Below are 25606 nucleotides of genomic sequence, written 5' to 3'. Positions count from 1 at the left end.
CTTTAAATAAACAGGAGTCCGCCATGTTACTGAGAAAAAGCCTTATTCCCGCCCTGTCTGCAGCACTGATACTGGGTTTTGCAACCCAACCTGCCGATGCAGCCGTCCACAAACACCATAAGCCCCACCACACTCAAACCAAAGCCAAACAAAGCAAACTACATCTTGTCTGCAAAAAATATCTTGACCGTCGCGCTGCATGGTATAAATCCAAAGGCAACAAAGCCGAGCTGAAAGAAAACGTCAAAGCCCGGAAAGCCTTCCGCCAACTGCCCTATAAAGAACAACGCATCCAATGCCAAGCGGCTTATGAAGCATTTGATGATTTCGACCACAGCAAATTCCGTCGCTAAAACGGATAAAGGTCGTCTGAAAAAACCAAACTGCACCCAAAAGTTGGATATTCCATCCAAACATACGGGTGCAGTTTTTATGACCAAAGTTACGCTTCAAATAACAAACCACATCCCATTATTTATACAGTCGCATAAGGCAACGCAGATGGAGGGCTTCTTTGCGGTATTAAACGAAATGCTCCTACCGTTCAGGAGAATTGACGGTGGACGAATATAATTGTATGGATTACTGCATCTGGGAGCGTTACAGTTTGAAAGTGAAAAAAGCTGGGCCCTGTCGTATACAGAACCCAGCTTATATAGAACGCCTAAATAGGGTTTTATTAGTGCCCAAGATTTGGACGCAGCCCGGTTTTTCAGACGACCTTTTGACTGTTACGCAAGTTTGATTCGGAAAATTAACGCTCGCTCAATGCCTGTTTCATACGGGTAATCGGTTTGATCAGGTATTGGAAGATGGTTTTTTCTCCGGTTTTAATGTCCACTGTGGCAACCATGCCCGGAATAATCGGCATGTCTTTACCATTTTTGTCTTTCAGGGCGTTGTTCTCAGTTTGGACGATGACTCGGTAGTAAACTTGGTTGGGGTCGAGCTTCAGATCGTTGGCACGGCTTTGCATGGAGTTGCTGACGGTATCTGCGCCGACAAGGGTAACTTTGCCTTCCAATCCGCCATAGATGGAGTAGTCATATGCGCTGACTTTGACCAGTGCGGGCTGTCCTGCGCGGACGAAGGCGATGTCTTGCGGACGGATATAGGCTTCGACAAGGAGTTTGTCGTCAACGGGGACGATTTGCATGATTTCTTCGCCCGGGTTGACTACGCCGCCGATGGTATTGATTTTGATGTTTTTGACGATGCCGCGCATGGGGGAGCGGATTTGGGAGCGGTCAACCGGGTCGGCGCGCATGGCCATGTTTTCTTTGGATTGCGCCAACTCGGATTCGGATTGCACGAGTTCGTTGTTGGCATCTGTTCTGTAACGGTTGCGGCGTTCGGCAATTTGCAGGGTCAGATCGCTGGATTCGCGGCGCATTTTGAGGAGTTCGACTTCGGACATAACGCCTTGTGCCACCATAGGCGCAGTAATGGCGATTTCGCGATCAAGCGCCGCTTTGCTTTGTACCAGACTTTGTACGGCATCGGTCATGGCTTGGCGGCGGGCGTTATATGCGGCGGTTTCGCGGCGGCGGAGTTCGGGGCTGACGCTGTTGGGGAACGTGAGTTTGCCGCCGTAAGCTTCGGCTTTCAGGCGGGCGATAGTGGCCTCGAGGTTTTGGACTTTGGCCTCGCTCTCGCGCAATACGGCAAGACTGCGCGTATCGTCGAGCTTCAGCAGGATTTGGTCTTTTTCGACCAAATCGCCTTCTTTAACCATCATTTGGGTAATGACACCGGCGTCCAGGCTTTGGATGACTTGTTCACGGCTGCTGGGGATAACGTTGCCGTTGCCGCGGGTTACTTCTTCAACGGTGCTGTTGTATGCCCATACGACAAAGACGACGAGCAGCAGGAAGAACAGGATGATGACCCAAAATTGGCCGCTGTGTTTTTCTTTTTGCAAGGCTGCATTCAAATCGTTAATGAGATGCAGGTCTTTGGATTTAACGTTGTTTTCGCTCATAATGATGAATCTTCGGTATCTGTTTGTTGTTTTCAAAGAGGTCGTCTGAAACGCTTTCTGCTTGTGTTTTCAGACGACCTTTTCCCTTTTCGTCATGCTTGCGCCGCTTCGCCGGGACGTTGGTTTTCCTGCGTTTGTTGTGCTGCTTTGACTTTGTTTTGCTCGTTTTGCATCAGTTTTTGCAAGACTAAATCGCGCGGGCCGTCCATAACGACTTTGCCGTTTTCCATTACGATGATGCGGTTAACGATTTGCAGCACTTGCGGACGGTGGGTGACCAAGAGCATGGTGCGGTTGCGTCCCCAGTGGGCGATCGCGTTCAATGCCATGCGTTCGGTACCTTGGTCGAGGCTGGTTGTCGGCTCGTCCAAAAGAACCACTTTGGGATCGCGCAGCGTCATGCGTGCGAGGGCGATGATTTGTTTTTGACCGCCGGACAGACCCAGGCCGTCTTCACCCAAAGGCATATCCAAGCCTCTGGGGTGGTTGCGGATGATTTGATCCAGACCGAAACGTTTGAGTGCAGTCAGCAGGTCTTGGTCGGTCGAATAACTGTCGGTACGCGCCAAATCCATGTTTTCGCGCAATGTTCCCAAGAAAAGGCGTGGAGATTGGCTGAACAGGAGGACTTGGTTACGCAGGAAATTCGGATCAAGTTGGCGCATATCGACGCCGTCGAGGGTTACGTTGCCTTTTTCGGTGTCGTACAGACCGCTCGCCAGCTTCAGCATGGTACTTTTACCGCTGCCGATACGTCCGAGGATACCGACTTTTTCACCGGGTCGGATGTTGATGCGCAACTCGTCAACTGCGTTGTTGCTTTCGTTTTTGTATTTGAACGTTACGTTTTCAAAGGCGATATTGCCTTGAACGTTATCCAATGTAATGTATTTGCGTTCGGGACTGCGTTCGATCGGACGGGAAACAATGTCGTTCACGCCTCTTAACGCCAGCTTCGCTTGTTGGAAGCGGGTAGCAAGGCCGGCAACTTGAGCCAACGGCGCCAATGCGCGACCGGACAGGATGACGGAGGCAATCAACGCACCCATGGTAATCCGTTCCGCATGGTTGTCGGCATGAATCAGATAGGTACCGACAACGACCAAAAAGACAGTATTGAGCTGCTGCATGGCAACGGCGAAGTTGACCATGAAGTTGCTGGTATCTTTAACTTTAATGGATGAAGCGGAGGTTTTAGCGGTGTATTCGTCCCAACGTTGTTGCGCCCATGAAGTCGCATTGTTGGTTTTCAGGGTTTCGATGCCTTCAATGGCTTCTACGGCAAGGCCTGAACGTTGCGAACTTTCTTTCATGGATTCGTTAATGTGGCGCGACAAGGGGCGCTGGACGATGAAGCCGACAATGACGACAATCGGAATAATCGCCAAAGGAACCAAAGCCAATTTGCCGCCGACTATAGAAATAACAAAGATAAACAGCAACAGGAAAGGTAAGTCTACCAAAGTCAACAGGCTCGCACTGGTCATGAATTCGCGTACGGATTCAAATTCGCGCAGGTTGTTGGCGTATGAGCCGGACGAAGCGGGACGGTCGGCGAGACGCAATGCCATCACGCGGCGGAACAAGGCAGAGCTGATAATCAGGTCGGCCTTTTTACCGGCGATGTCGGTCAAATGGCCGCGTATCATCTTGGCGGCAAATTCGAACAAAATGGCGAGGACAACGCCAATACTCAAAACCCACAGGGTTTCATAGGCTTGGTTGGGAATGACGCGGTCGTACACATTCATGACATACAACGAGCTGACCAAGGCGAGGAAGTTGATGATGACAGTCGCCAAAATCACTTGATAGTAATAGCTGCGAAAACGCCAAATGACTTTCCAAAACCATGCTTTGGGGAGGTGGTATTCGGGCAGTTCGGAACGCGTGTCCGCCGCCATTTTGGGCTTGATAAACCAGCAGTAACCCAGATACAGACCGGAAAGCTGGTCATGATCAAGCTGCTGCTCCAAGCCATCTACCTGACGGATATGATATTTCCTGTTCCGACCCGAACCTTCGATATTGGTAATGACGGCAGCCTCTTCATTGTGAAGAATGATCATCACAGGAACGGCAAGCGATGGAATGTCTTCCAGATTGCGCTTGGACAATGTGTTTTCGAAGCCGTGGCTGCGCAAGACTTCGACGAGGGAATGATAGTTGACATTGAGTTTTTTATCCCGCACCACCTCTGCCGTCAGCGCGGCTTCTGACACAGGCGCCCCTAAGAGACGGGTAACCAACACAATATGTTCAATGATTGCTTTCATGATAATTCGCGTAATGAGTAATGATGTTAAGATTTTATGTTATTGCTTCAAGCCTGCCCAATTCGCCATTTGCGCCTGCGCAGCCAGATAATCCAACGCGGCATCGCGGAAGTCGTTGCGCGCCGAAATGTTTTCCTGCTCAATGCTGGACAATTCGTTGTATGCGCCCAAAACGTCGGTCAGCGTGCGGCGGGCGATTTTGAATTGCAGCTCGTAAGTTTTAACCACGTCTTTTTGAGCGGCAATATGTTGCGCGGCAATATCAGCACGGCGTTCGCTCTCGCGCATGTCGATTTCGGCGGTTTGGGTTTTTTCGGTGATGTCGCGCATAATTTGCTCGGATTTCGATTCGGCGGCAATCAGGGCATCGGCATTTTTCTGCACATTATGGCGCGCGGCAACGTCTAAGACATTCCATGCCACATTTAAATAAAGCTGTCTGTTGTCGCGGTTCGCATTACCTTCCAGATTCACGGCGGGCAGGCGTTCTGCTTTGGAAACGTCCAAATCTGCCTTCACGCTGTCGCGTTCTGCCACCTGCGCCCGATAGGAAGGATTGGTATTGTTATCGGCTGTTTTGAAACGGCGGACCAATGATTCCGCGCTGTCGTTGGCAAACGGATCTTCCAAATCCTCTGCCGTCAACTGCCGTCCGGTGTAGCGGGACAAACGGCTCAACGCCAATTCCATCGTGCGTTGTTGTTGCGCGATGGATGATTCGACCTGCAACAGGCGCGCACGCGCTTCAATGAGTTCGGAACGGCGGCCGCTATCGTATTTCACGATAATATTCAAATCTTTCAGAAGATTATTGTGTCGGACCAAGCTCTGACGGTTGATACGCAGGATTTCTTTCGCGCGCAATGCGGTCAAATAGAGTTTGCCGATGTCACTACCCAGACGTTCCTGATTTTCGAAATAACGATGATGGTAGTATTGCTCTCTGTTTTTATCGCGCCGCACCGCCGCATTGATGGCGCCCCATGAATATACATTCAAAGTTCCGCGTATGCCGACACCGTCATTCATATCGTTGCTGGAATATTTGTTTTTCTGCGCCAAAACTTTGGTACCCGTCAGCGTCAACACGGGATAATGGCGCGCACGGGTCGCCTTCGTCGTACTTTTGGCCGAATCTTCGGTTGCTTTTGCTTCCTTCACAATCGGGTCGGACACCATGGCATCCCTTAAAATAGCCTGCAAAGGGTAGGCTTGCGCCGTTGCCGCGCATACTGCCGCGCACACTGCGGCAGCAATTTGCCCGGTGCGGAAAACGGATGTCTTGGGACGATTCAAAAAAGTTTTTTTCTTCATATTATTCACAACAATACGGTTCGTCATTTATCAGATTGGCAGAGGGGTTGCCTGTTGCAAATCAATTCTTTGAGCATATTATCATTAATCGGAATCCCTGTTTTCAGATTGCGATAAAAGGTAGTTATCTGCTCCTGAAAGTAACATGGATGATATTCCTACTATTGCTAAATCACGACACCGTATTAAAAACGAGCAAAAGGTCGTCTGAAAACGACCTCCTGTTTACAGATGGACGCTAATGATTTGCAACATTTGCGCCAGCACTTTCGGATTGGCTGCCACAATATCGCCGCTTTCCAGCCAGCCTTCATTGCCGGACATATCGGTAACGATACCGCCCGCCTCCTGCACAATCAGCGCGCCTGCGGCAATATCCCAAGGTTTGAGGTTGAACTCGAAGAAACCGTCCAAACGGCCGGCCGCCACGGCGCACAAATCCAACGAAGCCGCGCCTTCTCTGCGACCTCCGGCCGTTTTTGCCAAAAAGTCTTTCAAAATAGCCAGATACTTGTCCATCATGCTTTGATCAACGACAGGGAAGCCTGTACCGATCAAGCAGCGGTTCAACTCAATGCGTGAAGAAACGCGGATACGGCGGTCGTTGAGCAACGCGCCCTTGCCGCGCGAAGCCATGTAAACATCGTTGCGTTCAGGTGCGTACACCAAAGCTTCCTGCAACACGCCTTTGTGCAGCAGCGCCATAGAAATCGCGTATTGGGGATGGCCGTGTAAGAAGTTGGTCGTGCCGTCGAGCGGATCGATAATCCATTCGTATTCCGCAGAGGCTTTGCCGTGAGAACCGCCTTCTTCGCAAGTGATTTTGTGATGCGGATAGGCTTCTTTAAGCGCTTCCACCAAAATCATCTCGGAATTACGGTCAACGTCGGAAACAAAATCGTTGAATGCCTTGCTGTCAACTTTGACGGCATCCAGATTGCCGCTTGCGCGGATCATCATCTGCCCGGCTTTACGGGCGGCTTTGAAAGCGGTATTTAAAAACGGATTCATGGGTTTTCTTTCTAAATCAGGTAAAATACCGTCCGGCGCACCTGCACCGGACGCAACGTTTGTACGTTTCCGACGTTGTTAAAGAACATTTCAGACGACCTCTCAAGCGCAAAGGCGAAAGGTCGTCTGAAAACAAAAAGATGGCGCATTATACCCGATTCCCGAACAAACCGAAAACAAAACATGACTTCAGCCAAGCCCGAATTGCCCGACTATCTCGGCAACATCCGCATCATCCTCACCCGCACCAGCCATCCTGCCAATATCGGCTCTGCCGCCCGCGCCATGAAAACCATGGGGCTGCACAAACTCACCATCGTCGCCCCGAATTTGATGTCCACGCCGATGACCGGGCAGCCGCCCGTTTTCAACCCCGAAAACCCGCAAGATTTCCAACTGCCGGAGGAAAGTTTCATCCTTGCTTCCGGCGCGGCAGACGTCTTGCACAACGCCGTGATTGCTGCCACGCTCGACGAAGCCCTCGCAGACACCACACTTGCCTGCGCCCTTACCAGCCGCCGCCGCGAAATCACCGCGCCGCTGCAAACCCCGCGCGAACTGGTTCCCGAATTATTGCAGGCGGCACAACGCGGCGAAAAGGTTGCCCTCGTCTTCGGCAACGAAACCTTCGGCTTGAGCATCGAAGAAGTGCAGGCATGCAACCGTCTGATGACCATCAACGGCAACCCCGACTATTTCTCGCTCAACCTCGCCCAAGCCGTTCAGGTCGTGTGTTACGAAATCTTCAGCCAGACCGATATGCCCATGACCCACCTGCAACAGGAAGACCACGCCGCCACCCACGAGCAAATCAAAGGCATGGTCGCCCACATGGAAAGCGTCATGGACGATATCGGCTTCTTCAACCGCCGCAACAGCGAACGCCTGATGCGCCGTATGCAAAGCCTGTTCGGCCGCGCTAACACGCAAACCGAAGACATCGACATCCTGCGCGGCTTTTTCAATACCGTCAGCCATCGCTTGAAGAAGAAAGACTGAAAAAGGTCGTCTGAAAAATAAAACTGCACCCTAAAAGTCGGACATCCCATCCAACTTCGGGTGCAGTTTTAAGACCAAATATATAGTGGATTAAATTTAAATCAGGACAAGGCGACGAAGCCGCAGACAGTACAGATAGTACGGAATCGATTCACTTGGTGCTTCAGCACCTTAGAGAATCGTTCTCTTTGAGCTAAGGCGAGGCAACGCCGTACTGATTTAAAGTTAATCCACTATACATTACATTTCAAATACCAAGTATTAATTCGCTACCTGCATATGCATCAATTCAAACTCAGCAACAAATCTCTAAAAGCATTGGGATCTTTAATAAACGTCATTTCACCGGTTTGCGGAAAGTGAAAGTCTAAAAGACGCGACACCCAAAACCGGATACAACCCGCTCTTTGTGCAATCGGGAAATATTCGCGTTCTTCATCTGACAATGGCCTGATGCTTTCGTACCCCCTGATAAAAGCATCTTGCAAGGAACTATCCAGCTTGTTCTCCGCTGTTCTTGCCCAGTCATTGACAGCAATAGCCAGGTCATACATAAAATTTCCGTTGCAGGCATAGTAAAAATCGATAAAGCCCGCCACCTTCTCCCCATCCAATAAAACATTATCCTTAAACAAATCGGCATGGATAATGCCTGAAGGCAGATGATTACCCAGATTACCATCTAAATCAGCAATCTCCTTTTGCAGTAAAGCCGCGTCATCTTCGCTCAATACCGGCAAAAGCTGACTGCAAGCATCATGCCACCAACGGTCGTAACGCGGATTAGCCATTTTTTGCGGGAAACTCTGTCCGGCAATATGCATTTTTGCCAACATGGCCCCTGTATTGAAACATTGCATTTCCGTTGCCCAGCCGGTATCCGAGCCATTCAGGCAAGTAACTAGACAGGCAGGTTTGCCCACCAAGACAGAATCCAGCTTACCATCCTTGCGTACAATCGGAGCAGGACAAGCTACGCCATTGCTACTCAGATGCCGGCTCAATTCCAGAAAAAACGGCAATTCCTCTTGCTTCAATACCTCGAATACCGTTAAAACGTAACGCCCCGTCGTGGTGGTCAAAAAATAATTGCTGTTTGTAATCCCCTGCGCAATTCCCTGCAACGATACAAAACCGCCCAAATCGTATTGGGTCAAAAACGCCCGCATTTCTTCATCAGAAACACTTGTATAGACAGACATAGTGCAAACCTATCAATAGAAAATATAAGGGGCAATCATACCAAAAAATTCTCCTGCCAAACAGGCAAATGCCAAGCTCGCGCCATAGTCATAAAAAACAAAAAGGTCGTCTGAAAATATTTTCAGACGACCTTTTGCTTGTTGTTCTCAATTAAGCTTGTTTATTCCAACGCTCAATCGATTCTTTAATGACTTGTTTCGCTTCTTCAACATCACCCCAGGATTCGACTTTGGTCGTACCTGCTTTTTTCAAGTCTTTGTAGTGGTTGAAATGGAATTCGATTTGCTTGATTAATTGTTGCGGCAAATCAGACAATGTTTTGTACGCATTGCCATTGTTGCGGTCATCGGCAGGAACGCAAACGATTTTATCGTCAACCTCGCCGTCATCAATAAATTTCATCACGCCGATGACGCGCGCTTCCAGAAAAATGCCGGTTGCCAATGGCTGCTCTGTCACCAGCAAAACATCCAATTCATCGCCATCTTCGTCTAAAGTCTGAGGGATAAAACCGTAGTTTGTAGGTTTGGAAAAAATTGCAGGTTCAACACGGTCGAGTTGGAAAGCCGCTAATTTTCGGTTCCATTCGATTTTATGATTGCTGCCTGCAGGAATTTCGTTCACAACATTAATAATGCCGCCATCGACATCGCCCGGCGTCAAGATTTTATTAAAATCTGCCATTTTGCGCTCCTTATAAACAATTGCAAAAGTTAAACGCCGAAAGTATAACAAACAAAAGACATTTCTGGAAATGTATCGCTTTACGCCTAATTTATGACGTCAAAATTCTTCCGAACATCTCAAAACCATGAACATAACGGCACAAGGCAGCATTGCTCACAAATTTTATTCGATTTATTTCTAGATTTATTTCTATGTTAAATGTACAAAAACAGCACAAAATAAAAATCGACTCCTATATCAGAGTCGATTTTTATCAGGCTTAATGCCTATCTATGCTTACAGGGCATCTTTCAATGCTTTACCGGCACGGAATTTAGGAGTTTTAGCAGCAGCGATGGTCAGAGGCTCGCCGGTTTTAGGGTTGCGGCCTTGACGTTCTGCGCGTTCGCCAACGTAGAAAGTACCGAAACCGACCAGAGTTACGGTGTCGCCTTTTTTCAGAGCGTTGGTTACAGCATTGGTAGTGGCATCCAGAGCTTTTTGGGCGGCAGCTTTAGAAATGCCGGCTTCTTGAGCAATTGCTTCGATCAATTCAGACTTATTCACAATCAGTCCCTTCCTATCGTTGAAAATAATGAAATGCCCGAATACTCGGGGCTTCGTACTTTTGAGTACCTTTGCGCTTTATAGCAATTCTGAAAATACCGTGTCAAGCAAAAAATGCGGAATTGCCCTATTTTACAGGCTTTCAAGGCAAACCCGCATCTTTTGCAACACATTTTTTACAAAATCAGTGTTTGGTCGCTTTCGCCCTTGACTTAGGCTTGGCGGCTTCAACCTGCGCCTCTTCGGTACTTAAAGGCGCAACCCAAGGTGTCGGCTGACTTTCCAGGCCCAAAGCGAGGACTTCGTCTATCCATTTGACCGGATGGATGGTCAGGCCGGTTTTCACGTTTTCAGGAATTTCTTCCAAGTCTTTGACGTTGTCTTTCGGAATCAGGACGTGTTTGATGCCGCCGCGCAAGGCAGCCAACAGTTTTTCCTTCAAACCGCCGATTGGCAAAACTTCGCCGCGCAAGGTGATTTCGCCCGTCATCGCCACATCGGCGCGCACCGGAATTTTGGTGAAGGCAGACACCATCGCCAAGGTCATGGCGATACCTGCGCTCGGGCCGTCTTTCGGCGTTGCACCTTCGGGAACGTGAACATGGATGTCTTTTTTCTCGTAAAAATCAGGAGCCAAACCCACTGATTCTGCACGGGAACGGACAACGGACCATGCCGCGGACACGGATTCCTTCATCACGTCGCCCAACTGGCCGGTACACTGAATCACGCCCTTGCCCGGCAATGCTACGGCCTCGACAGTCAGCAATTCGCCGCCGACTTCCGTCCACGCCAAACCGGTAACCTGTCCGATACGGTTTTCACTTTCGGCAACGCCGTAATCGAAGCGGCGCACGCCCAAGTAGTCATGCAGGTTTTTCTCATTGACTTTAACCGCCTTAGGCTTGGCTTTGCTGGTTTTCTTGGTTTCAGACGACCTCTTCTTATCTTCGTTCAAGGTAATCTGCATCACCACCTTACGGCAGATTTTGGCAATCTCGCGATCAAGCGAACGTACACCGGCTTCACGGGTGTAATAACGGATGATATCGCGTACCGCGCTTTCTTCGACCACCAATTCGCCTTCTTTCACGCCGTTGCGTTTCATTTGCTTCGGCACGAGATACTGCATGGCGATATTGATTTTCTCGTCTTCGGTATAGCCGGACAAACGGATGATTTCCATGCGGTCGAGCAACGGGGTCGGAATGTTCAAACTATTAGATGTGGCGATAAACATCACATCACTCAAATCGTAATCCACTTCCGCATAATGATCGGCAAACTTGTTGTTTTGCTCAGGATCAAGCACCTCAAGCAACGCGCTGGCGGGATCGCCTCGGAAGTCGCTGCCCAATTTGTCGATTTCGTCGAGCAGGAACAGCGGATTCTTCACGCCTGCCTTAGCCATGTTTTGCAGGATTTTGCCGGGCATAGAGCCGATATAGGTGCGGCGGTGGCCGCGGATTTCGCTTTCGTCACGCACGCCGCCCAAAGCCATACGGACGTATTGGCGGCCTGTTGCTTTGGCAATGGATTCGCCCAAAGAGGTTTTACCCACCCCCGGAGGACCGACCAAACACAGAATCGGACCTTTGAGTTTGTCCATACGTTTTTGAACGGCAAGGTATTCCAAAATCCGCTCTTTGACTTTTTCCAAACCATAGTGGTCGGCGTTCAACACCAAATCGGCTTTGGCAATATCTTTGCTGACACGGGATTTTTTCTTCCACGGCAGCTCAAGCAAAGTATCGATGTAGTTGCGTACCACGGTGGATTCCGCAGACATAGGCGGCATCATTTTGAGCTTTTTCAGTTCGGACAGGCATTTCTCTTCGGCTTCTTTGGTCATGCCCGCTTCTTTGATTTTTGCTTCCAACGCATCCAGTTCGCCGCGTTCGTCTTCTTCGCCCAATTCTTTCTGAATCGCTTTCACTTGCTCGTTCAGATAATACTCGCGCTGGGATTTTTCCATCTGGCGTTTGACACGGCCGCGGATGCGTTTTTCGACCTGCATGATGTCCAGTTCGGATTCCAACTGGGCAAGCAGAAACTCCATACGGCCAATAATGCCGAAGGTTTCCAAAATCTGTTGGCGCTGCTCCAGTTTCAACTGCAAATGCGCCGCAATCGTGTCCACCAAACGGCTGTTATCATCGATGCCGTTGATGGTATTGATGATTTCTGCAGGGATTTTTTTATTTAACTTGGCGTATTGGTCAAACTGGGTAAGCAGCGTGCGGCGAATGGCTTCAATATCGGGATTGTCCGCATCCGCATACTCATCGACAGCTTCGACATGTGACAGGAACAGTCCGCCGCTCTCTTCAATGGTCAACACCCTGCCGCGCCGGATACCTTCGACCAACACTTTTACCGTGCCGTCAGGCAGCTTCAACACCTGCAAAACCTGCGCGACCGTACCCGTACGGTGCAAATCGGACGCAGTCGGATCTTCGGTGTTCGGGTCGATTTGCGCCAGCAAAAACACCGGATCGTCATTCGCCATTGCCGCTTCCAATGCCGCAATGGATTTCGGGCGGCCTACAAACAGCGGCAACACCATGTGCGGATAAACGACCACATCGCGTAAAGGCAGGGTTGCCAGTGCGCTGTATTCCTCAAAATGTTTTTCTTTTGTCGGCATATTGTTCTCTACTTGGTAATAAATTCGGAATGTGGCTTAAATTGGGATGGAAAAGCGTATTTCAAGACTTGAAAAAGCCGATGTACGCTTCTATTTTTATCGGCAACTTTTTGCGATAAAATACACGCCGTTCGAGGTCGTCTGAAAGGCTGGAAACTTTTCAGACGACCTCTCGGCATACAGCACATCAGGAGTCAGCCATGACCGACCAAACCTCACTCATCGAATTCCCCTGCCAATTCCCCATCAAAGTCATGGGCAACGCGCATCCCGAATTTGAAAAAAATATCTTAGAAACCGTCCGCCAACACGCGCCCGATACCGAACCCCACCACATCACCACCCGTCAAAGCAGCAAGGGCAACTATACCGGTGCAACCGTTAAAGTAAACGTCGAAAGCAAAGAGCAACTGGACAAAATCTACCGCGCCCTGACCGATCACGAAATGGTGAAAGTGGTGTACTGATATGAAAATCGTGCAGAAAGGCATGGTCGAGTACCAACCGACTTTCGAAGCCATGAAAGCGTTCAACGCAGCCCGCGACGAACATACCGAAGACGAATTATGGGTGATCGAGCATCCGCCCGTCTTCACACAAGGGCTGGCAGGCAAACCGGAACACCTTCTGATCCGCGACGACATACCCGTCGTCCAAATCGACCGGGGCGGGCAAATCACTTATCACGGTCCCGGTCAGTTGGTCATCTACACCATGATCAACTTCAAACGCCGCAAAACCAGCGTCCGCAACATCGTTTCCGCGCTTGAAAACAGTATCATCGCCACTTTGGCGGAATACGGCATTGAAGCGGCGGCAGACCCAAAACGCCCCGGCGTTTATGTCGGCGAGCGCAAAATCGCCTCACTCGGCTTGCGCATCAAAGACGGTTCCGTCTATCACGGCCTGGCATTAAACGTAAACATGGACTTAAGCCCGTTTACCCACATCAACCCCTGCGGCTATGCCGGCATGGAAATGACACAAATCGCGGATTTTGTCCAACCCTGTCCCACCTTGGACGAGGTTGCACAAAAACTGACCGCACACCTCGAGACACAACTCACACCGAAAGCGAACAATTAATGAGCGAAATCAAAGTTGACGATCCCAAACGCGGCGTCAAACTCAAAGGCGCGGATAAAACCGCCCGCATCCCCATCAAAGTCGTCCCCCTTCAGGAAAAACTGAAAAAGCCCGAATGGATACGCGCCAAGCTGCCGTCACGTAAATTCTTTGAAATCAAAGACATTTTGCGCGAACAAAAAATGCACACCGTTTGCGAAGAAGCCTCCTGCCCGAACATCGGCGAATGCTTCAGCAAAGGCACAGCGACCTTCATGATTATGGGCGACATTTGTACCCGTCGCTGTCCGTTCTGCGACGTAGGACACGGCCGCCCGAATATGCTCGACCCCGACGAACCAAAAAACCTCGCAGAATCCGTCAAAGCCATGAACCTGCGTTACGTCGTCATCACCTCCGTTGACCGCGACGATCTGCGCGACGGCGGCGCACAGCATTTCGCCGACTGCATCAAAGCCATCCGCCAAACCAGTCCGAACACCAAAATCGAAATCCTCGTTCCCGACTTCCGCGGCCGCTTGGACATCGCGCTGAAAATCCTTGCCGAAACCCCGCCCGACGTGATGAACCACAACTTGGAAACCCATCCGAGCCTGTACAAAAAAGCCCGTCCGGGTGCCAACTATCAACACTCCCTCGACCTGCTGCGCCGCTACAAAGAAATGATGCCGCACATCCCGACCAAATCCGGCATCATGGTCGGCTTGGGCGAGACAGACGAAGACGTACGCGAAATCATGCGCGATATGCGGGCGCACAATATCGAGATGATTACCATCGGCCAGTACCTTCAACCTTCAGACGGACACCTGCCCGTCTTGCGCTATGTCACGCCCGACCAGTTCAAAATCTTTGAAAAAGAAGCATACGAACTGGGCTTCACCAACGCCGCCATCGGCGCCATGGTCCGCTCAAGCTACCATGCCGACGAGCAGGCTGCCGAAGCATTACGCGAAAGTCATGGCGGCGGTTGCGGCCATCATTGATAACAAAAGGTCGTCTGAAAATTTTCAGACGACCTTTTTTCAAACAAGCGGTTTGGGCTTATACGTCATACGTTCCCATTACGCTTGCGCTGTCCAAGATATGTCCCTGCATGGCGAAATGCAGGTCGTTGAAGCGGAAGCCGCGCGGCAGGTTTAATACGGTGTCGAGTGCGTAAACGATGAGTTCGTAGCGGTGGCGGCAGTTGGGCGGATACATACCGCCGTAGCCTGTGGCTTCTTCGATGTCCAACTTGCCCAACAGGCTCGCCCAACTGTTTGCGCCTTGCGTGTAGTCAGTGGCGGTCAGGCTTTCGTTTTCGGCGACGGAGGTGCGCTTGAGGTCGGCAATCAACCAGTGTGTCCACACAAATCCGCTGGCGGTAATGGCGTCTTTGTCTTCTAAAACGACGGCGAAGGATTTCGTGCCTTCGGGCGCGCCGCTGATTTCAAAGGGGATGGAGTAAGTCGGCATGTTGTTCGGACTGAACTGGTTGCCGCGCTTGCCGTATTTGTCTTCAAATTCACCGTTGACAATGGCTGAAGTCGTTACCTGCATAGTGTTCTCCTATGGGTTGGGGAAGGGGTCGTCTGAAAAAGGAAGGCTTGTTCAGACGGAGGGTGGATTGTTCGGTTTGCCAGGCTGCCGTTTTCAGACGACCTGTTTTATACCTGCCAATCTATCGGCGTTATCCCGTTTTCCTGCAAATAGGCATTGGCTCGGGAAAAGTGTTTGCAGCCGAAAAAACCGCGATAGGCTGACAGCGGCGAGGGGTGCGGCGCGCTGAGGACGAGATGGCGGCTGCGGTCGATAAACGCGCCTTTTTTCTGCGCGTGGCTGCCCCAAAGCATGAAGACGACGTGTTCGCGGTTTTGGTTGATTTGGTTGACCACTTCGTCGGTAAAGCGTTCCCAGCCCAATGTCGCATGGGAATGCGCCTGCCCAGCGCGGACGGTCAGGACGGTATTGAGCAGTAAAACGCCCTGCTCCGCCCAATGTTGCAGATAGCCGTGTTGCGGGATACGGAAGCCTTCGATGTCGTCCGCCAGCTCTTTGTAAATATTGGCCAACGAGGGAGGGACGGCGACGCCTTCGCGGACGGAAAACGCCAGCCCGTGCGCCTGTCCTGCACCGTGATACGGGTCTTGCCCCAAAATCACGACTTTGACGTTACCGAATTCGGTTGCTTTAAAGGCGTTGAACACGTCTTCGGCAGGCGGATAGATAATCCGCCCCATGCCGCGCTCTTTCTTGACGGTTTCGATGATGTGTTGGAAATAGGATTCGGACTTTTCCGAGCCGATTGCTTCGTGCCAAGTTTGCATATTGATGCCTTCATGATCGTGAAAAATGATTATAACGCAGCAAAATGGAGATGACGCCTTTTCTGCCGACCTTCCATTTCTTCCGGACGCATAAAATATAGTGGATTAAATTTAAATCAGGACAAGGCGACGAAGCCGCAGACAGTACAGATAGTACGGCAAGGCGAGGCAACGCCGTACTGGTTTAAAGTTAATCCACTGTAAAATATTGTCATGATTGAATTGTCAGTCAGCCTTTGTGCCGTTATGATTGAGCCTGTCCCACCCGAATCTTAAGGAATCTATATGACTACTTGGTTTATCGTTGCCGCCGCCGTCCTGATTGTCGAGCTGTTTGTCGGTACTGTATATCTCTTGGTTGTCAGCGCGGCTTTGTTCGGCGCGGGATTGGTGTATTGGCTGACCGGTAATAATTCGATTGCCGTTGCTGCGGCAGCCGTTTTATCCGCCGTCGGTATCTGGGTGGTACACAGTAAATTCAAAAAAACTGCGCCCCGCCAAGAATTGAACGATGATTTGGACATCGGACAGACCGTTCAAATCCTCCGCCGCCTTCACGGCGATTGCTATGAAGTTTCGTATCGGGGAACGTACTGGCAGGCGCAGGCTGAAAATGCCGATGCCGTTCAGACGACCTCTACCGCCGTTATTACCGGTAAAAACGGTAATGTTTTACTCATTCGTTTCAATTGATTGATAAAATCGAAAGGAGCATCATGGGCGAATTAATTACCCTTCCTGAAAATATTCACCTATTAATATTAATTTTTGCTCTCACCGCATAAGGAAAAAACAATGGAATTTTTATACAGTTTCCCCGTCATCCTGTTGCTTGTCGTTGTAATTTTCGGCTTCAAAGCCTTTATCGTCGTGCCACAGCAGGAAGTTTACGTCGTTGAACGCCTCGGCAGATTTCACAACGCGCTGACCGCCGGTCTGAACATCCTGATTCCTTTCGTTGACCGCGTCGCCTACCGCCACTCGCTGAAAGAAGTGCCTTTGGACGTTCCCAGCCAAGTTTGTATCACCCGAGACAATACACAGCTTACCGTTGACGGCATCATTTATTTCCAAGTAACCGATCCGAAACTCGCTTCCTACGGCTCCAGCAACTACATCATGGCAATCACCCAGCTTGCCCAAACCACGCTGCGTTCGGTTATCGGCCGCATGGAGTTGGACAAAACGTTTGAAGAACGCGACGAAATCAACAGCATCGTCGTTTCCGCGCTCGATGAAGCGGCAGGCGCATGGGGTGTGAAAGTATTGCGTTACGAAATCAAAGACTTGGTTCCGCCGCAAGAAATCCTGCGTTCTATGCAGGCGCAAATTACCGCCGAGCGTGAAAAACGCGCCCGCATCGCCGAATCCGAAGGCCGCAAAATCGAGCAAATCAACCTTGCCAGCGGTCAGCGCGAAGCGGAAATCCAACAGTCTGAAGGTGAAGCGCAAGCCGCCATCAACGCGTCAAACGGTGAAAAAATCGCCCGCATCAACCGCGCACAAGGTGAAGCCGAAGCCCTGCGTCTGGTTGCCGAAGCCAACGCCGACGCCATCCGCAAAATCGCCGAGGCAGTCCGCTCAGAGGGCGGCTCAGAAGCCGTCAACCTGAAAGTTGCCGAGCAATATGTCGCCGCCTTCAGCAATCTGGCAAAAGAAAGCAACACGCTGATTATGCCTGCCAACGTCGCCGACATCGGCAGCCTGGTTTCAGCCGGACTGAAGATTATCGACGGCAACAAAGCGGCAAAATAAACCTTACGTTTTGCCACAAGGTCGTCTGAAAACGGGTGCAAGCGTTTCGCTACCATAAACAGCGGATTTCGCCAAACCGTTTTTCAGACGACCTTTATTCACATGATTGCAGACAGAATGCCCATCTGACCAAGCTTCAATATAGTGGATTAAATTTAAATCAGGACAAGGCGACGAAGCCGCAGACAGTACAGATAGTACGGCAAGGCGAGGCAACGCCGTACTGGTTTAAAATTAATCCACTATACATTCTGATTGTTACCAAAGACCAATTCAATGACTCAGAAAACACACGCCATCAAAACCTACCTCGTCGGCGGCGCCGTCCGCGATTATCTTTTAGGTTTGCCCGTCAAAGACCACGACTGGGTGGTCGTCGGTGCCAACGCACAAACCATGCTGGCGCAAGGCTTCCAGCCGGTCGGCAAAGATTTTCCCGTGTTCCTCCATCCCGAAACCCACGAAGAATACGCCCTCGCCCGCACCGAACGCAAAACCGCCAAGGGCTATGCCGGTTTCAGTTTCCACGCCGACAAAGACGTTACGCTGGAGCAAGACTTGATGCGCCGCGACCTGACCATCAACGCGATGGCGCAGGATTCAGACGACCTCATCATCGACCCCTTCGGCGGACAACAGGATTTGGCAGCGGGCATTTTGCGCCACGTCTCGCCCGCCTTTGCCGAAGACCCCGTCCGCATCCTGCGCACCGCCCGCTTTGCCGCGCGCTACGGTTTTGAAATCGCGGAAGAAACCATGAGACTGATGCGGCAGATGGTGGAAAACGGCGAAGTGGACGCTTTGGTTGCCGAACGTGTCTGGCAGGAGTTGGCGAAAGGTTTGATGGAAAAAAATTCGCGCAGGATGATTGAAGTGTTGCGCGAATGCGGCGCACTCAAAGTCTTGCTGCCCGAAGTCGATGCCCTCTTCGGCGTGCCGCAACGCGCCGACTATCACCCCGAAATCGACAGCGGCATCCATACCCTGATGACGCTGCAACGCGCCGCCGATATGGGGCTGAGCCTGCCCGAGCGCTACGCTGCCCTGCTGCACGATTTGGGCAAAGCCAAAACCCCGCCTGACATCCTGCCCAAACATCACGGACACGACCTCGCAGGCGTCGAACCCGTGCGCGAAGTCAATCAGCGGCTGCGCGCGCCGAGACACTGCGCCGAGCTTGCCGAACTTGTCTGCCGCTGGCACATTATGTTCCACCAAGTCGGGCAATTCAAAAACAAAACCATCTTAACCGTTTTGAAAAAAACCGACGCTTTCAGACGACCCGAACGCTTCGCCGCCGCCCTGAACGTCTGCATTGCCGACAAACAAGGTCGTCTGAACCGCGAAAACGCCCCCTACCCGCAACGCGCGCACTGGCTCGCCCTGCTCGAAGCCGCCAACCAAGTGGATTCGGGCAAAATCGCCGCCGAATGCCGCGCGCAGGAAAAAGCCCACCTCATTGCCGAAGAAATCGACCGGGCGCGGTTGGCGCAAATCGCTCCGTTGCAAAAAGCGTATCAGACAGAAAAATAGGAAGCTATTGATGACATCTTCACGTTATAAAATCGAACGCGCGCCCGACGGCATTACTGTGTCTGCTCGTGTTGTACATGACTCTCAGGAAATCGGTTTTACCGCTCTATTTCTTATATTTTCCTTTGCTATTACATGCGTCGCGCCGTTTTACCTTGAAGAGCATTATTTCACTGATCCAATAATAATTCTTATCCATATACTTTTTACTTTCTACCTAGTCGGCTCACTGGTTTACAGCCTTCTCTGGCAACTTTTCGTACGTGAAAACATCAAGATCCGTAACCATACCCTGTCTCATGGATACACCTTGTTCTCCATTGGACGTTGGCGTAGTTTTCCGCTATCAGAAATTTCCGAATGGCAGTTTCGTGACAATATTCCCAAAGCTCCTGTTGCAAGAGGAAGGGAAGCTGAGTACCCAAACAAAAACTACTACCAAAATGGTATAAAACAACCAAAAAACGATATCCCCAATATCTTACATATCCAAAAATGCAAACAAGGCGCATGGTCTTTCGATTATCAGGAAAAAACCATACTTATCGGCGATTTTTTTGACAGCCGTGATGCTCAGATAATCAATACTGAATTGAACAGGTTTATCCCAGCATCCGCTAAAGCCCGTCAACTTTCAGACGACCTTTGAAACAGCCGCTGCCATATCCGCTATAATCTGCCTCTCAGCCATTCCGTTCCAACCATAAAAATCATGACCATTCAGACCGATTTATTGCCCAAAATCAACAACGAAGATTACCAACGCCTCATCCTCAAACACAGCGTAGAATTCAGCGAAGGCGAAATCCGCCTGCTGAACGAAATCCTCGAAAAATTCACCTTCGACGTCGTTCAGGCGCAGGCATTGGCGCAGGCGGTGATGCAGCAGGTGCGCTTTGACCCCAACGCCTACCACATCGACAGCGACGACGAAGACACCACAGGCATCTGCCCCCACTGCATCAACCCGCCCATGCCGCCCCTGCGCGATTACCTCGTTTGGCGCGAAACACGCGGCTAAACCCCTTTCAAAAAGGTCGTCTGAAAGCGGCAAACCGATTTTCAGACGACCCCAAACCCACCGGAAAACCCATGCTGCAAACCGACAACCTGACCGCCGCCCAACCCCAGCGCATCATCACCGCCCAAAGCATCTCCTCGCAGGAAGAGTTGCTCGAGCGCGCCCTGCGCCCTAAAACGCTGGACGACTATATCGGGCAAGACAAAGCCAAAGAACAGCTCGCCATCTTCATCCAAGCCGCCAAAAAACGCGGCGAAGCCCTAGACCACACCCTGCTCTTCGGCCCGCCCGGACTGGGCAAAACCACGCTGGCGCACATCATCGCCAAAGAGCTGGGCGTCAACCTACGCCAAACCAGCGGCCCCGTCCTCGAACGCGCCGGCGACCTTGCCGCCCTTCTGACCAACCTCGAACCGCACGACGTATTGTTCATCGACGAAATCCACCGCCTCAGCCCCGTCGTCGAAGAAATCCTCTACCCCGCGCTCGAAGACTACCAACTCGACATCATGATAGGCGAAGGCCCTGCCGCCCGTTCCGTCAAAATCGACCTACCGCCCTTCACGCTCGTCGGTGCAACGACTCGCGCAGGTATGCTGACCAACCCTCTGCGCGACCGCTTCGGCATCGTTGCCCGCTTGGAGTTTTATCAAAATCAAGACCTTGCCACCATCGTCAGCCGTTCCGCGCAATTACTGCAACTCGACATGGGCGAAGAAGGCGCGATGGAAGTCGCCAAACGCAGCCGCGGCACGCCCCGCATCGCCAACCGCCTGCTGCGCCGCGTCCGCGATTTTGCCGATGTGAAAAACAACGGCGTAATTGATGCCGCCATTGCCGATGCCGCTTTAAGTATGCTGGATGTGGATGCGCAAGGTTTGGACGTCATGGACAGAAAATTCCTCGAAGCCATCCTGCACAAATTCAGCGGCGGTCCCGTCGGCCTTGATAATGTTGCCGCCGCCATCGGCGAATCCACGGACACCATCGAGGACGTTATCGAACCCTACCTCATCCAACAAGGCTTCCTGCAACGTACCCCCCGCGGCAGAATGGCCACCGAACGCACCTACCTGCACTTCGGCTTGAAAATGGAAAAATAAGCGTATTGAAATGAAGAAAGGTCGTCTGAAACCGGATTTTTGGTTTTCAGACGACCTTTTGTTATCAGCGTAGTTGGTGCGGATAGGCTTTAAAGCAGAGCAAGGCAATCAAGCCCGAAATGGTATATAGTGGATTAAATTTAAATCAGGACAAGGCGACGAAGCCGCAGACAGTACAGATAGTACGGAACCGATTCACTTGGTGCTTCAGCACCTTAGAGAATCGTTCTCTTTGAGCTAAGGCGAGGCAACGCCGTACTGGTTTAAATTTAATCCACTATAAAAATTGGGAAACGATTTGCCAAGCAGTTCAGCACATTAGGCCACAGAAGCCAATTCTTTCCTCATGGCATCAATCACCGCCTTATAGTCCGGCTTGCCAAAGATGGCGGAACCTGCCACAAAAGTATCGGCACCCGCTGCCGCGACGGCGGCGATATTGTCGGTTTTGATGCCGCCGTCTACTTCGATGGCGATGTGCCGCCCGCTTTGCGCTTCGTACCGATCCAACATCGCCCGCACTTGACGGATTTTTTCAAGGGTATGCGGAATGAAGCTTTGTCCGCCGAAACCGGGGTTGACCGACATCAACAATACCATGTCCAGCCTGTCCAATACGTTTTCCAAAACGTAGGCGGGAGTTGCCGGATTCAACACCAATCCTGCCTGACAGCCCGCATCTTTAATCAGGCTGAGGCTGCGGTCGATATGGCGGCTGGCTTCGGGATGAAACGTGATAATCGACGCCCCTGCTTTGGCAAATGCCTGAATCAGATCATCAACAGGTTCGACCATCAGATGCACATCAATCGGCACGGTGGCATAAGGCTTCAACGCTGCGCAGACCATAGGGCCGAAAGTCAGGTTCGGCACATAATGATTGTCCATCACGTCGAAATGAATCAAATCGGCTCCCGCTTCGATAACTTTCGTTACTTCCTCACCCAAACGGGCAAAATCGGCGGATAAGATGCTGGGCGCAATACGGAAATTGTGGTTCATAGAAATCCAGTCGGATGGTGTGGTTTGATAAACGGATAATTTTTCATATTCTACCACCAACGCCTCACGCAACACTAACTATGCATTGTTAATATTTAACAAAAGTAAGCATATGCATAAATAATTATAGGTTAAGGATATGTTTTGTCAGAAATAAAATAAAGATATGAAGTTAACAAAAGTTAACTGGAGGGATACTGCCTTTCACACGCTAATCGGGTATATTTGCGCGGTTACGGAAACTAGGAAAACGCTGTGTCTGTCGGATTCAAATCTTATTTACCCCTCTGTGCATTATCGGTTGCGCTACTGACGGCTGTCAGTCAAGCACACGCCGGCCCCCAATATATCAAGCTGGACGATTTTCAAGCCAATTGCGACATCCGCTCCCTTAATCTGACGCAAGACCAACACAATGCTTTGCGCCGTATCCGTAATGATTACAAACAGGCATCGGACAAAGCATACCGCAAACTCGTCCGCACAGACCGTAACCGCCGCCAAGTCATTATGAAAATCCTTGCGGCAGATAATTTCGATCAAAACAACGCCCGCGATTATGTCGAAACCCGCTACTTGTCGAGCATGGACTTCGCCGTGGAAGAATTGGAAATCCAACACCGCTTCTACCACCTGCTCAATCCGCGCCAACGCCAGATTTGGCTCTCTTCCTGCCTTCGCTGACATATCGCTTTCCTGATTGGTCCGTACAAAAAGGTCGTCTGAAATCCTGTTTCAGACGACCTTTTGAACGATATGGCGATTCAAAGCGATGCGGCCGGAAGCAATTGAACCGGAAAAGGCTTTCCCTACCCTTATCCTCCCGCAGATTTCAGTACGGCAGATCTATTTCCCAAAAAAACTCAATCCAAAACCCGTTGTTCCGGCAAACGTCCCGCCCAATCGCACGCAAACTGCCAAGCCGAACGTCCCGAGCGGTTGCCGCGCATTTGCGCCCATTGCAACGCCGCCTTGCGCGCCGTTTCATCAAAATCCACGCCGAAGTCGCCCAGCCAATTTTCAACCGCTTGAAGGTAGTCGTTTTGATCAAACGGATAAAAACTCAACCACAAACCGAAACGGTCGGACAGGGAAATTTTTTCCTCAACAGCTTCTTTTTGATGAATTTCGCCGCGTATGCCCGTTGTCCCGATATTTTCATCCATATATTCAGGCATCAAGTGGCGCCGGTTGGACGTCGCGTACACCAACACGTTGCTGCATCTTTGCGACAAACCGCCGTCCAATGCGGTTTTTAGGGCTTTGTAGGTTTCATCACCGGTTTCAAACGATAGGTCATCGCAGAATACGATGAATTTTTCGGGACGGTCTTTCAGCAAAAAAAGCAGCGCGGGCAGGCTGACCAAATCGCTCTTATCTACTTCAATCAGACGCAGCCCTTGTTTGGCATATTCGTGCAACAGGGCTTTGACCAGCGAGGATTTGCCCGTTCCGCGCGAACCGCTCATCAAAACATTATTCGCAGAGCGGCCTGCCAAAAACTGCTCGGTATTGCGTTTGAGTCTTTCGGTTTGCGTCCCGACGGCAGCCAGACGGTCAAGCGGGAATGTATGCGGGTTTGGCAGGCTCTCCAAAATCCCTTTTTTACCGACGCTGTGCCAACGGTAAGCCAAAGCGTTCCAGTCGGTTTTGCCGGGTTTTTCGGGCAGTACCAAATCAAGACGGTCCAAAACGGAATAGGCTTTTTGCAAAAAGGCGGCAAGTTTCATATGTGCTCCTATTGTCCTGATATAGCAGGATTTTGTTGCGCCATCACGCGCATCACGGTATCGACAACGGCTTGGGTTTGCGGATCGATTTCGATATTGATGACGTCGCCCTCTTTCCGGCTGCCAAACAAAGTGCGCGTCAAAGTTTCCGGAATCAGGTGGACATTGAATTCCGTTTCGGTAACGTCGCCTATGGTCAGGCTGCAACCGTCCAAGCCGACAAAGCCTTTGCTCAAAATATAAGGTTTGAGCTCGGGTGGCAGTGCAAACCATACCGTGCGGTTAAACTCGCTGCGTTCTATCCGAGTAATCCACGTAGTCGTCATGATATGCCCGCTCATGACGTGTCCGCCGATTTCATCGCCGAAACGGGCGGCACGTTCGAGATTGACGGCATCTCCCGTTTTCAGACGACCTAAATTGGTCTTTTCCAAGGTTTCTTTCATCAAATCAAAGCTGACCGTATCGCCGTCGATTTGGGTAATGGTCAGGCAGCAGCCGTTGTTGGCGACGGATGCGCCGATTTGCAGATGCTCGGTCATCCCATCGGGCAGCTTGACGACATGGGTACGGAAATCGGCGGACGGTTCGCGGATGGCGATGATCTCACCGACACCTTGGACGATACCTGTAAACATGGGAGATTCTCCAATCGGTTTATTTGATGCGTTTGAAAACCAAATCCCAAACGCCGTGCCCCAAACGTTTGCCGCGGGCTTCAAATTTCGTTTCGGGACGGTAGTCGGGCGTAGGCGCGTAATCGGCGGCGGTATTTTGCAAATTGTCAAAACCGCTCAACACTTCCAGCATCTGCTGCGCGTATTCTTCCCAGTCGGTCGCCAAATGGATATAACCACCGACTTTCAGCTTGGGCAGCAGTTTCTGCACAAATGGCGTTTGCACCAAGCGGCGTTTGTTATGGCGTTTTTTGTGCCAAGGGTCGGGAAAGAAAATGTGGATGCCGTCGAGCACGTCGTCTGAAAGCATATTTTCGACCACTTCGACCGCATCGTGCCGCATCACGCGGATATTGCCGATGTGTTCTTCTTCAATCAATTTCAAAATGTTGCCGACGCCGGGACCGTGCACATCAATCGCCAAAAAGTCGGTATCAGGCAGGCGCTTGGCAATTTCAACAGTTGCCACGCCCATGCCGAAACCGATTTCCAACACCTTGGGACGGTCGCTGCCGAAACGCTGATTCAAGTCCAACACGGAATCTTGGTAATCGATGCCGAATTGCGGCCACATCGTATCAATGGCACGCTGCTGCGCCGCAGTCATATGCCCTTGACGCAACACAAAGCTGCGGATGGAGCGTTTGTGCGCTTCAGGAACGGTGGAATCCGGGATTATTTCGTTCATAAATTATTTCTTGTATCTGATAAAACTGGGGAAAGGTC

General features: G+C 50.9%; 26 protein-coding genes and 2 pseudogenes. 14 read left to right on the top strand and 14 right to left on the bottom strand.

The features are described from left to right. The first annotated feature begins 23 nt into the window (after positions 1 to 23). On the top strand, positions 24 to 353 hold the full coding sequence (locus H3L95_RS03290) for a hypothetical protein (RefSeq protein WP_040668078.1): 330 nt from the start codon (positions 24 to 26) through the stop codon (positions 351 to 353). A 401-nt stretch (positions 354 to 754) separates the two neighbouring features. On the opposite strand, the gene H3L95_RS03285 is transcribed toward H3L95_RS03290, so the two are convergent. The 4 genes from H3L95_RS03285 to H3L95_RS03270 all read right to left on the bottom strand — a co-directional run bounded on the left by H3L95_RS03285 (position 755) and on the right by H3L95_RS03270 (position 6582). After that, entirely contained in the window at positions 755 to 1981 is a 1227-nt protein-coding gene (locus tag H3L95_RS03285; protein ID WP_003756845.1) for an HlyD family type I secretion periplasmic adaptor subunit, read from the bottom strand. Positions 1982 to 2073: 92 nt separating this feature from the next. Then, positions 2074 to 4257, bottom strand: coding sequence for a type I secretion system permease/ATPase (locus H3L95_RS03280; RefSeq protein ID WP_003756844.1), 2184 nt, complete (start codon positions 4255 to 4257; stop codon positions 2074 to 2076). 39 nt (positions 4258 to 4296) lie between these two features. Continuing rightward, complete coding sequence (locus H3L95_RS03275; RefSeq protein WP_003756840.1) at positions 4297 to 5598, bottom strand: TolC family protein; 1302 nt, start codon at positions 5596 to 5598, stop codon at positions 4297 to 4299. Positions 5599 to 5796: 198 nt separating this feature from the next. Beyond that, positions 5797 to 6582: an inositol monophosphatase family protein gene (locus H3L95_RS03270; RefSeq protein ID WP_003756839.1), complete on the bottom strand. Its 786-nt coding sequence runs from the start codon at positions 6580 to 6582 to the stop codon at positions 5797 to 5799. 183 nt (positions 6583 to 6765) lie between these two features. Between H3L95_RS03270 and H3L95_RS03265 the strand changes: the two genes are divergently transcribed. Together H3L95_RS03265 and H3L95_RS14175 are read left to right on the top strand one after the other, a co-directional pair. Next, the gene (locus tag H3L95_RS03265; protein ID WP_003756835.1) at positions 6766 to 7581 is read left to right on the top strand and encodes an RNA methyltransferase; all 816 of its coding nucleotides are present in this window, start codon (positions 6766 to 6768) and stop codon (positions 7579 to 7581) included. An 81-nt stretch (positions 7582 to 7662) separates the two neighbouring features. Next, positions 7663 to 7725: pseudogene (locus H3L95_RS14175) on the top strand (transposase); the annotation flags it as partial. Between the two features lie 140 nt (positions 7726 to 7865). On the opposite strand, the gene thrB reads toward H3L95_RS14175, so the two are convergent. The 4 genes from thrB to lon form a co-directional block, all read right to left on the bottom strand. After that, on the bottom strand, positions 7866 to 8783 hold the full coding sequence (thrB, locus tag H3L95_RS03260; protein ID WP_003756832.1) for a homoserine kinase: 918 nt from the start codon (positions 8781 to 8783) through the stop codon (positions 7866 to 7868). A gap of 151 nt (positions 8784 to 8934) precedes the next feature. Then, positions 8935 to 9468 (bottom strand): inorganic diphosphatase, encoded by a 534-nt coding sequence (locus H3L95_RS03255; RefSeq protein ID WP_003756829.1) that lies wholly within the window; start codon positions 9466 to 9468, stop codon positions 8935 to 8937. A gap of 279 nt (positions 9469 to 9747) precedes the next feature. Next, positions 9748 to 10017 carry an HU family DNA-binding protein gene (locus tag H3L95_RS03250; RefSeq protein ID WP_003677477.1) on the bottom strand — a complete coding sequence of 90 codons (270 nt, stop codon included), beginning with the start codon at positions 10015 to 10017 and terminating at the stop codon, positions 9748 to 9750. Positions 10018 to 10201: 184 nt separating this feature from the next. Continuing rightward, positions 10202 to 12664 carry an endopeptidase La gene (gene lon / locus H3L95_RS03245; RefSeq protein ID WP_003756828.1) on the bottom strand — a complete coding sequence of 821 codons (2463 nt, stop codon included), beginning with the start codon at positions 12662 to 12664 and terminating at the stop codon, positions 10202 to 10204. A 200-nt stretch (positions 12665 to 12864) separates the two neighbouring features. Here lon and H3L95_RS03240 point away from each other — a divergent pair, with 200 nt between their 5' ends. From H3L95_RS03240 to lipA, 3 genes are read left to right on the top strand one after another with little or no spacing between them, the layout of a single operon-like run. After that, on the top strand, positions 12865 to 13131 hold the full coding sequence (locus H3L95_RS03240) for an HP0495 family protein (protein WP_003756826.1): 267 nt from the start codon (positions 12865 to 12867) through the stop codon (positions 13129 to 13131). A 1-nt stretch (position 13132) separates the two neighbouring features. Further along, positions 13133 to 13750: a lipoyl(octanoyl) transferase LipB gene (gene lipB / locus H3L95_RS03235; RefSeq protein WP_003756820.1), complete on the top strand. Its 618-nt coding sequence runs from the start codon at positions 13133 to 13135 to the stop codon at positions 13748 to 13750. After that, on the top strand, positions 13750 to 14736 hold the full coding sequence (gene lipA / locus H3L95_RS03230; protein ID WP_003756818.1) for a lipoyl synthase: 987 nt from the start codon (positions 13750 to 13752) through the stop codon (positions 14734 to 14736). Before lipB ends, lipA begins: the two co-directional genes overlap by 1 nt. Before the next feature lie 58 nt (positions 14737 to 14794). Here lipA and H3L95_RS03225 read toward each other — a convergent pair whose 3' ends face one another. Both H3L95_RS03225 and ung read right to left on the bottom strand, forming a co-directional pair. Further along, on the bottom strand, positions 14795 to 15292 hold the full coding sequence (locus H3L95_RS03225; RefSeq protein ID WP_003756816.1) for a YbhB/YbcL family Raf kinase inhibitor-like protein: 498 nt from the start codon (positions 15290 to 15292) through the stop codon (positions 14795 to 14797). A gap of 107 nt (positions 15293 to 15399) precedes the next feature. Further along, positions 15400 to 16059: a uracil-DNA glycosylase gene (ung, locus tag H3L95_RS03220; RefSeq protein ID WP_003756815.1), complete on the bottom strand. Its 660-nt coding sequence runs from the start codon at positions 16057 to 16059 to the stop codon at positions 15400 to 15402. Between the two features lie 285 nt (positions 16060 to 16344). Between ung and H3L95_RS03210 the strand changes: the two genes are divergently transcribed. The 7 genes and pseudogenes from H3L95_RS03210 to ruvB all read left to right on the top strand — a co-directional run bounded on the left by H3L95_RS03210 (position 16345) and on the right by ruvB (position 21471). Continuing rightward, positions 16345 to 16752: an NfeD family protein gene (locus H3L95_RS03210; RefSeq protein ID WP_003756811.1), complete on the top strand. Its 408-nt coding sequence runs from the start codon at positions 16345 to 16347 to the stop codon at positions 16750 to 16752. A gap of 102 nt (positions 16753 to 16854) precedes the next feature. Continuing rightward, positions 16855 to 17814 carry an SPFH domain-containing protein gene (locus H3L95_RS03205; protein ID WP_003756809.1) on the top strand — a complete coding sequence of 320 codons (960 nt, stop codon included), beginning with the start codon at positions 16855 to 16857 and terminating at the stop codon, positions 17812 to 17814. Between the two features lie 131 nt (positions 17815 to 17945). Further along, positions 17946 to 18068 (top strand): annotated as a pseudogene (locus tag H3L95_RS03200) (IS5/IS1182 family transposase); the annotation flags it as partial. Positions 18069 to 18111: 43 nt separating this feature from the next. After that, positions 18112 to 19347 (top strand): multifunctional CCA addition/repair protein, encoded by a 1236-nt coding sequence (locus H3L95_RS03195; protein WP_040668116.1) that lies wholly within the window; start codon positions 18112 to 18114, stop codon positions 19345 to 19347. Positions 19348 to 19357: 10 nt separating this feature from the next. Continuing rightward, positions 19358 to 19996, top strand: coding sequence for a hypothetical protein (locus tag H3L95_RS03190; protein WP_003756804.1), 639 nt, complete (start codon positions 19358 to 19360; stop codon positions 19994 to 19996). A gap of 63 nt (positions 19997 to 20059) precedes the next feature. After that, entirely contained in the window at positions 20060 to 20368 is a 309-nt protein-coding gene (locus H3L95_RS03185) for a hypothetical protein (RefSeq protein WP_003756802.1), read from the top strand. Between the two features lie 71 nt (positions 20369 to 20439). After that, positions 20440 to 21471, top strand: a complete 1032-nt coding sequence (gene ruvB / locus H3L95_RS03180) for a Holliday junction branch migration DNA helicase RuvB (RefSeq protein WP_003756801.1) — start codon at positions 20440 to 20442, stop codon at positions 21469 to 21471. Positions 21472 to 21789: 318 nt separating this feature from the next. Here the strand turns inward: ruvB and rpe are convergent, their stop codons facing one another. Beyond that, entirely contained in the window at positions 21790 to 22473 is a 684-nt protein-coding gene (gene rpe / locus H3L95_RS03175) for a ribulose-phosphate 3-epimerase (RefSeq protein WP_003756799.1), read from the bottom strand. 255 nt (positions 22474 to 22728) lie between these two features. Between rpe and H3L95_RS03170 the strand changes: the two genes are divergently transcribed. Continuing rightward, positions 22729 to 23157 carry a Spy/CpxP family protein refolding chaperone gene (locus H3L95_RS03170; protein ID WP_003756797.1) on the top strand — a complete coding sequence of 143 codons (429 nt, stop codon included), beginning with the start codon at positions 22729 to 22731 and terminating at the stop codon, positions 23155 to 23157. A 179-nt stretch (positions 23158 to 23336) separates the two neighbouring features. Here H3L95_RS03170 and H3L95_RS03165 read toward each other — a convergent pair whose 3' ends face one another. Genes H3L95_RS03165 through trmB form a run of 3 tightly spaced genes read right to left on the bottom strand, consistent with a single transcriptional unit; the run spans position 23337 to position 25568 of the window. Beyond that, the gene (locus tag H3L95_RS03165; RefSeq protein WP_182096204.1) at positions 23337 to 24203 is read right to left on the bottom strand and encodes an ATP-binding protein; all 867 of its coding nucleotides are present in this window, start codon (positions 24201 to 24203) and stop codon (positions 23337 to 23339) included. 8 nt (positions 24204 to 24211) lie between these two features. After that, on the bottom strand, positions 24212 to 24841 hold the full coding sequence (locus H3L95_RS03160; RefSeq protein ID WP_003756790.1) for a riboflavin synthase: 630 nt from the start codon (positions 24839 to 24841) through the stop codon (positions 24212 to 24214). Between the two features lie 19 nt (positions 24842 to 24860). Continuing rightward, positions 24861 to 25568 carry a tRNA (guanosine(46)-N7)-methyltransferase TrmB gene (gene trmB, locus H3L95_RS03155; protein ID WP_003756788.1) on the bottom strand — a complete coding sequence of 236 codons (708 nt, stop codon included), beginning with the start codon at positions 25566 to 25568 and terminating at the stop codon, positions 24861 to 24863. Between the last annotated feature and the right edge of the window lie 38 nt (positions 25569 to 25606).

The sequence above is a fragment of the Neisseria sicca genome (assembly GCF_014054945.1).
In the GTDB taxonomy this organism is placed as follows: Bacteria; Pseudomonadota; Gammaproteobacteria; order Burkholderiales; family Neisseriaceae; genus Neisseria; species Neisseria sicca.
This window is presented reverse-complemented; position numbering and strand designations above follow the sequence as displayed.

What these genes read in the sequence shown, in the direction of transcription:
- H3L95_RS03290 (WP_040668078.1), top strand. Translation starts at nt 24, where the DNA reads ATGTTACTGAGAAAAAGCCTTATTCCCGCCCTGTCTGCAGCACTGATA.
- H3L95_RS03285 (WP_003756845.1), bottom strand. Translation starts at nt 1,981, where the DNA reads ATGAGCGAAAACAACGTTAAATCCAAAGACCTGCATCTCATTAACGAT.
- H3L95_RS03280 (WP_003756844.1), bottom strand. Translation starts at nt 4,257, where the DNA reads ATGAAAGCAATCATTGAACATATTGTGTTGGTTACCCGTCTCTTAGGG.
- H3L95_RS03275 (WP_003756840.1), bottom strand. Translation starts at nt 5,598, where the DNA reads ATGACGAACCGTATTGTTGTGAATAATATGAAGAAAAAAACTTTTTTG.
- H3L95_RS03270 (WP_003756839.1), bottom strand. Translation starts at nt 6,582, where the DNA reads ATGAATCCGTTTTTAAATACCGCTTTCAAAGCCGCCCGTAAAGCCGGG.
- H3L95_RS03265 (WP_003756835.1), top strand. Translation starts at nt 6,766, where the DNA reads ATGACTTCAGCCAAGCCCGAATTGCCCGACTATCTCGGCAACATCCGC.
- thrB (WP_003756832.1), bottom strand. Translation starts at nt 8,783, where the DNA reads ATGTCTGTCTATACAAGTGTTTCTGATGAAGAAATGCGGGCGTTTTTG.
- H3L95_RS03255 (WP_003756829.1), bottom strand. Translation starts at nt 9,468, where the DNA reads ATGGCAGATTTTAATAAAATCTTGACGCCGGGCGATGTCGATGGCGGC.
- lon (WP_003756828.1), bottom strand. Translation starts at nt 12,664, where the DNA reads ATGCCGACAAAAGAAAAACATTTTGAGGAATACAGCGCACTGGCAACC.
- H3L95_RS03240 (WP_003756826.1), top strand. Translation starts at nt 12,865, where the DNA reads ATGACCGACCAAACCTCACTCATCGAATTCCCCTGCCAATTCCCCATC.
- lipB (WP_003756820.1), top strand. Translation starts at nt 13,133, where the DNA reads ATGAAAATCGTGCAGAAAGGCATGGTCGAGTACCAACCGACTTTCGAA.
- lipA (WP_003756818.1), top strand. Translation starts at nt 13,750, where the DNA reads ATGAGCGAAATCAAAGTTGACGATCCCAAACGCGGCGTCAAACTCAAA.
- H3L95_RS03225 (WP_003756816.1), bottom strand. Translation starts at nt 15,292, where the DNA reads ATGCAGGTAACGACTTCAGCCATTGTCAACGGTGAATTTGAAGACAAA.
- ung (WP_003756815.1), bottom strand. Translation starts at nt 16,059, where the DNA reads ATGCAAACTTGGCACGAAGCAATCGGCTCGGAAAAGTCCGAATCCTAT.
- H3L95_RS03210 (WP_003756811.1), top strand. Translation starts at nt 16,345, where the DNA reads ATGACTACTTGGTTTATCGTTGCCGCCGCCGTCCTGATTGTCGAGCTG.
- H3L95_RS03205 (WP_003756809.1), top strand. Translation starts at nt 16,855, where the DNA reads ATGGAATTTTTATACAGTTTCCCCGTCATCCTGTTGCTTGTCGTTGTA.
- H3L95_RS03190 (WP_003756804.1), top strand. Translation starts at nt 19,358, where the DNA reads ATGACATCTTCACGTTATAAAATCGAACGCGCGCCCGACGGCATTACT.
- H3L95_RS03185 (WP_003756802.1), top strand. Translation starts at nt 20,060, where the DNA reads ATGACCATTCAGACCGATTTATTGCCCAAAATCAACAACGAAGATTAC.
- ruvB (WP_003756801.1), top strand. Translation starts at nt 20,440, where the DNA reads ATGCTGCAAACCGACAACCTGACCGCCGCCCAACCCCAGCGCATCATC.
- rpe (WP_003756799.1), bottom strand. Translation starts at nt 22,473, where the DNA reads ATGAACCACAATTTCCGTATTGCGCCCAGCATCTTATCCGCCGATTTT.
- H3L95_RS03165 (WP_182096204.1), bottom strand. Translation starts at nt 24,203, where the DNA reads ATGAAACTTGCCGCCTTTTTGCAAAAAGCCTATTCCGTTTTGGACCGT.
- H3L95_RS03160 (WP_003756790.1), bottom strand. Translation starts at nt 24,841, where the DNA reads ATGTTTACAGGTATCGTCCAAGGTGTCGGTGAGATCATCGCCATCCGC.
- trmB (WP_003756788.1), bottom strand. Translation starts at nt 25,568, where the DNA reads ATGAACGAAATAATCCCGGATTCCACCGTTCCTGAAGCGCACAAACGC.